Below are 5,081 nucleotides of genomic sequence, written 5' to 3'. Positions count from 1 at the left end.
CCGTTAATTCTCGTTGCCTTTCGACCATAAAAGACGAATAAAAGACGAGCTGGGTCTGACGCACCTGTTCCCGGTACCTTCCGACCACAGTGCGGTAGATCTCCGGCGCGATGCGGGTAGACAGTGCCGTCGAATCCACCAGGTCAGCGACAGCATCGTCAGCCGCCGAATTTCGCCGCTGTCTGCGGGTGGCCACAATTCCCAGTTCTCATGAGGACCACCCTCGACCACCTATCCACAGCGGCGGCTCCTGGCCGTTGTACATGCTCTTGGGCCGCCATCGCTGTCTGCGCAACAGTCGACCGGCGTGGTGCTCGGCCACGTCCTTCAGGTACTCGACGTCGTCGCTGGTCCACGGGTGCTGACCGGTCCCGTCCAACCACCACCGCGGTTGGCCGTCCTGCTCGTAGCGGGTTATCCGGTAACGCCAGGCGACGTGCCTACCCTTGGCATCAACCTGCCAGTCCAGCAGCCGCGGGCGCACGGCCTCGGGCGCCGGCTGGATAAATTCCCAGGGGTGGGTTATCCGGATCTCGATAAACTCGCCACCCATGAATTAACCCTAATAGAAGTGATCGAGGCCGTGTCGGACCGAACGTGAAGCGATTCGCGCTGAAGGGCTTGACCCTGACGATCCGGTTGTCGTGACGGCGATCGATCTTGTCAGATGGGAGCTGACGATGTTGGGTTCGGTGAACAGGTCACCGGCGACGAACCCGCTTGATTGGCCGCAGATCATATTCCGCCGTTGCTACTGAGCCGGTTTCATGGACGCGCGAAGCTGGGCGATCTACACGCATCTGTTCGATGACGACCACGCCGAGACGATGGCCGCGCTGGAGGCGATGAACGCGCCGGTGGCAGACAACGTGCTCGCCATGCGTCGCCAGGGCAGCCTTAGAGTAGGAACGTGGGCTAGCCCGAATTCGTTTGATTTGTTTGGGTCCATGAGGGCGGCACTTTCACAAATCTGACACTTATCGTCTGATAGTCGGGATTGGCGGGGTCGGCTGTGCCTGTGAATTGATCAACAACAAAGCCGCCGTGAGCGAAAAGCGGCCCGAATTGCTTGTACTGAAAGCCGTCAGCATCGAAAAATCCAAAGCTGCTGCCTGTCGTAGATAAATCAGTACCATCGAGGTTACTCATGACGATGCCTGTTGGCTGTTGCTGCTTCGGGATGAAAACACATTGAGCGTCTAGGCCGACTGTTTTGTGAAGTTTCGCAACTCGCCGTTGGTTCGCGACCATAATCTTGATGGCACGATTTATGCCGTTTTGCTCGTCAACGATGCGCGGAATATATCGTCTGAGTATCTTGGTTTGCAGATCGTTGAGGGGCGCACCTGCGGTGTGTGCGGAAGCTGTCAACCTGAATGAGGCACCGTCGAGCGGTATTTACTGAGTGGCCTCCTCTGGCTTGTCGAGTGGGTTGATCCACGAGCCGGTGGGCAGGTGTGGCGGCTCTGGCGGCTTGCGGATGAACCGTTCGGGGTGCACCCGGTATGCGTCGGCGAGCACGGCGGCGCGCTTGTCGCGGACGGCCTCGGCGGTGCCGTAGTGGATGTCGGCGGGAGTGTGCAGGCCCAGCCCGCCGTGGTGATGATCGTCGTTATACCAAGCGAAGAAGGTCTGGCAGTGCCGGCGGGCGGCCTCGATGGAGTCGAAGCGGCCGGGGAAGTCGGGCCGGTATTTCAGGGTCTTGAACTGGGATTCGCTGAACGGGTTGTCATCGGAGACGTGCGGGCGGCTGTGCGACTGGGTGACGCCGAGGTCGGCGAGCAGGAACGCCACCGGCTTGGAGGTCATCGAGGAACCGCGATCGGCGTGGATGGTCAGCTGATCGGCTCCGATGCCCTGCTTGGCGCAGGTCTGGCGGATCAGCACCTCGGCCAGAGCCGCGGATTCGCGGGTAGCGACCATCCAACCGACCACGTACCGCGAAAAGATGTCCAAGATCACGTACAGGTAGTAGTACGTCCACTTCGCGGGGCCGCGCAGCTTGGTGATATCCCACGACCACACGGAATTCTGCTGGTAGGCAACCAGTTCCGGTTTCACGGTGGCCGGGTGGGTGGCCTGCCGGCGCCGCTCCCGGGTTTCCCCGGCCTGGCGTAGCAGCCGGTAGAACGTGGAGATCGAGCCGAGGTAGACGCCTTCGTCGAGCAGCGTGGCCCACACCTCGGCCGGCGCCATGTCGACGAACCGGTCGCTGTGCAGAACGTCGAGGATCGCGTGGCGTTCGGCCTGGCTCAGCGCCCGCGGCTGGCGCCGATCCCGGTGCCGGATCGGCACCGACCGAGCGGGTGGCGCGCTGGTGCGGTGACGCCGGTAGTAGCTGGCCTGCGCGGCTCCAACAGCCTGGCATGCATCCCGGACCCCGACACACGGGACCAGTTCGGCGATCGCGGTGTCGGTCACGGCGTCGACCTCGGCTCGGTGTCCGCGCCCTCGGAGAGCGTCTCCAAGAGCGCGTGCAGTTTTGCCTGCACATCCACCACGAAGCGGGTCTTGGCCAGCTCCTGCTCCAGTTGCCGTTTCTCCTGCTCAAGGCGGGCGATCCGCTCGGCTTGCGGGTCGCGCCGCTTACGTCCGCGCGCAACGGCGCGCCCAGCCAGTGCGCCGCCGTCGCGGGCCCGCCGCCACTGCACGATGTGGCTGGAGTACAGGCCCTCCCGACGCAACAACGCACCCTTCTCACCATCGGGGGCAGCGTCGTAGGCGGCCAGGATCTCCAGCTTGTACTTCGCGGTGAACGTCCGGCGCCGGGCACGCTCGGGCACCTCAGGGTCAGGACGTTCCGTTCCAGCACCGCTCATCCGACCAGGATCTTCGATCCCGGTCGCTCGGACCAATGTGGTCACCTTGTTCGTCATCTCGGGGAAGCTCTCCATCCCCGCCCTCTGGTCACTAATTGTCAGGGAGCGGGTGCCTCAACCCAGGTTGGCAGAGAGGGGTGAGCCGGTTTTGCGTCCGGTGACCATCGCGAATTGGTTGAGTGCAAAACTGTTCTGATCTGTCGTGAATCCGGTCGTAGTGTTGAAATTTGTGACTTCTGCGCAGAGTAGGTTGCCGTTTTGATCGAATCCGGCAACGACGACCGCAAGTCTTTTATCCCAGTTATTTGGCAGTTCTCGGATCGCCTTTTCTGCTTCCCGTCGTAGCGCGTCGACACCGTATCCGAAAACCGGATAGTCACAAAGAACCTCAGCGATCCATTCTGACGTTGATTTCTTCTGGTCAATATTGATACGCGCTAGTCCTGTGAAACCAGCCGTGAACGTTTGGTTCCAACAAATTAGTTTTGTGAATTCGTCATCGAAGACCGATCCATCGGATTTGGTCAAACGGCGATCTGACACTTGAATCACGTAGTCATCTGAGAAAAATGTCTGTATGAGCGTCATGTCAGATTCAGCCAGTTCTCGCTCCGTTGATCCTGCGGCACCCTCGCCAGGCCGAAGGGTCATACCTGCGAGGGCCTTGGAGGGCGTGCGCTGCCCCCGTGGGCGATGGTCTCACCGAGGGCCGACAGCCAGCAAACGGATTTCCGCAGTAGTACCCCCACATGAGCGACAAGATAGCGACAAGTCTCAACCAATACTAGAGAGTGTGATCGGCTAGATAACGCTCTAACGTGCGGAAACTGTGGAGCCGATGACGGGAATCGAACCCGCGTATTCAGCTTGGGAAGTCGATTCGGGCCGTTTGCGGGGGTTTATCGCCGTCTGTCGAGTGATCATGGCTGGGCAGGTGATACCGGCCCTGAACTGCGGTGTTAGGCCGTAGAAGTGCATTGCAATCCGAGGCAGTCCATCGGGTGATTAGCGGTGAGTTGTGGATGAGTGACAACGTCGTGACACTCACACCCGCCGGCAGGCCGCCGCTGAACAGCCGGAGTCAGCGCGGTTGGAGGTGTCTGAGTCCTCGACATCGTTGACAGGTGAGTCGCATTCAGATACCACCGACGCCGATGCATCCGTGCTGGACCCCACGTTCACGAGCTGCCTGGGTAATTACTAAGGGGAAATACCTGGCAGGAAGGCGCCAGTTAGTCGTCGACCACCCACACGACCGGAAACGGGCCGGGAGTCGCCAGATCACCCAAGCCGCTTGACGTCGTCGCCAATCACCGCGGCCTGCCCACTACCACTACTGAAGTGTGGGCTGAGGCCCAACTAGGCTGGCGAGCATCGCTCGGCCCAAGGAGATTGTGATGCGCCGCGGAATATTCGGTACCCCGATAGTGCCGGCCTTCAACGCCGTCGCGGCCAAGCTCGTCGATGTGCCCCTGTTAGGCAACGTTGTGCGCCGAAACCTGGTGATGATTTCCTACGTCGGCCGTCGCTCAGGCAAGACGTTCACCACACCGGTGAATTACCGGCGGGTCGGTGACGAGGTTGTCATCCGTGTCGGGCTTCCCGGCGCCAAGAACTGGTGGCGAAACTTCCTGGGCGGCGGCGGCCCGATTACGCTGCGGCTCAACGGCACCGACCGAAACGGGCACGCCGTCGCGACCCGCGACGATCAGGGCCAGGTGACCGTCACGGTAAAGCTGGACGATCGATAGGCGCGATTCCCGAGGTCCATTGCCTTCATCCAGGTCGGCAACGGTCCAGCCCGGGCTGTCGCAAGTCCCGGTCGCCACGAGTCCTTCAATTTCCCTTGCGGGAGTGGGGAATCGGGGCCGACTCGCGATGGTATCTGCCAGTCCGGTGATGTGAGATCGCCGGGTGGAGTCGTCGCGGACCCATAACCGGCTTTCTCTACTAGGTCGCGGCGCTGAGCGTCGTCGAGTAGTAGGCGGTCTTGGGGTGCTGGGTGATCCGGCATTTGCCAGTCCTCGTTCCGGGCGCCGGGACGGCCAACCTGGCCATGTCCAGGTCAGCCACGCTTGCGTCCGTCCGCGTACCGGGCGGCTATCCGCAAGGGCGGGACATTCGTCGGAGACGGCTTGCTGGGAATCAGGTGATCGGGGTTCGTAGAGTGGAGAGCCCGGCATTCTCTCCGTTCGTCCGGCGCCGCCAAGTTGAACACGCTTCGCGCACTCCCTGGGATGCTCGGCGAGGAGACGATCACGA

At 61.5% G+C, this 5,081-nt stretch carries 6 protein-coding genes and 1 pseudogene; 1 reads left to right on the top strand and 6 read right to left on the bottom strand.

Going from position 1 to position 5,081, the window contains the following annotated elements; genetic code table 11:
* The 5 genes and pseudogenes from ACLP4W_RS00190 to ACLP4W_RS00170 all read right to left on the bottom strand — a co-directional run.
* Nucleotides 1-189, bottom strand: a pseudogene (locus tag ACLP4W_RS00190) (hypothetical protein); the annotation flags it as partial.
* A 19-nt stretch (nt 190-208) separates the two neighbouring features.
* Nucleotides 209-553 carry a hypothetical protein gene (locus tag ACLP4W_RS00185; protein ID WP_424393883.1) on the bottom strand — a complete coding sequence of 115 codons (345 nt, stop codon included), beginning with the start codon at nt 551-553 and terminating at the stop codon, nt 209-211.
* A 362-nt stretch (nt 554-915) separates the two neighbouring features.
* A complete protein-coding gene (locus ACLP4W_RS00180) occupies nt 916-1,371 on the bottom strand; it encodes a hypothetical protein (RefSeq protein WP_442382939.1) in 456 nt (151 codons plus the stop codon).
* Between the two features lie 27 nt (nt 1,372-1,398).
* Nucleotides 1,399-2,819 (bottom strand): IS3 family transposase gene (locus ACLP4W_RS00175; protein ID WP_442382941.1). Its coding sequence is split into 2 segments (ribosomal slippage): nt 1,399-2,471 and nt 2,471-2,819, totalling 1,422 coding nucleotides; the frame shifts between segments, so codons are not numbered across the junction.
* A gap of 114 nt (nt 2,820-2,933) precedes the next feature.
* Nucleotides 2,934-3,470, bottom strand: a complete 537-nt coding sequence (locus tag ACLP4W_RS00170) for a hypothetical protein (protein WP_442382937.1) — start codon at nt 3,468-3,470, stop codon at nt 2,934-2,936.
* A 746-nt stretch (nt 3,471-4,216) separates the two neighbouring features.
* Between ACLP4W_RS00170 and ACLP4W_RS00165 the strand changes: the two genes are divergently transcribed.
* Complete coding sequence (locus ACLP4W_RS00165; RefSeq protein ID WP_442382935.1) at nt 4,217-4,570, top strand: nitroreductase/quinone reductase family protein; 354 nt, start codon at nt 4,217-4,219, stop codon at nt 4,568-4,570.
* Between the two features lie 199 nt (nt 4,571-4,769).
* Here ACLP4W_RS00165 and ACLP4W_RS00160 read toward each other — a convergent pair whose 3' ends face one another.
* On the bottom strand, nt 4,770-4,892 hold the full coding sequence (locus ACLP4W_RS00160) for a hypothetical protein (RefSeq protein WP_442382933.1): 123 nt from the start codon (nt 4,890-4,892) through the stop codon (nt 4,770-4,772).
* Nucleotides 4,893-5,081: the final 189 nt, after the last annotated feature.

The sequence above is a fragment of the Mycobacterium sp. genome, from assembly GCF_052145595.1.
Classification (GTDB): domain Bacteria; phylum Actinomycetota; class Actinomycetes; order Mycobacteriales; family Mycobacteriaceae; genus Mycobacterium.
Note: the sequence above shows the minus strand (reverse complement) of the source record. Positions and strands in the feature narration are given on the sequence as shown.

Coding starts and splice junctions, on each gene's coding strand:
- ACLP4W_RS00165 (WP_442382935.1), top strand. CDS start 4,217: ATGCGCCGCGGAATATTCGGTACCCCGATAGTGCCGGCCTTCAACGCC.
- ACLP4W_RS00170 (WP_442382937.1), bottom strand. CDS start 3,470: ATGACCCTTCGGCCTGGCGAGGGTGCCGCAGGATCAACGGAGCGAGAA.
- ACLP4W_RS00185 (WP_424393883.1), bottom strand. CDS start 553: ATGGGTGGCGAGTTTATCGAGATCCGGATAACCCACCCCTGGGAATTT.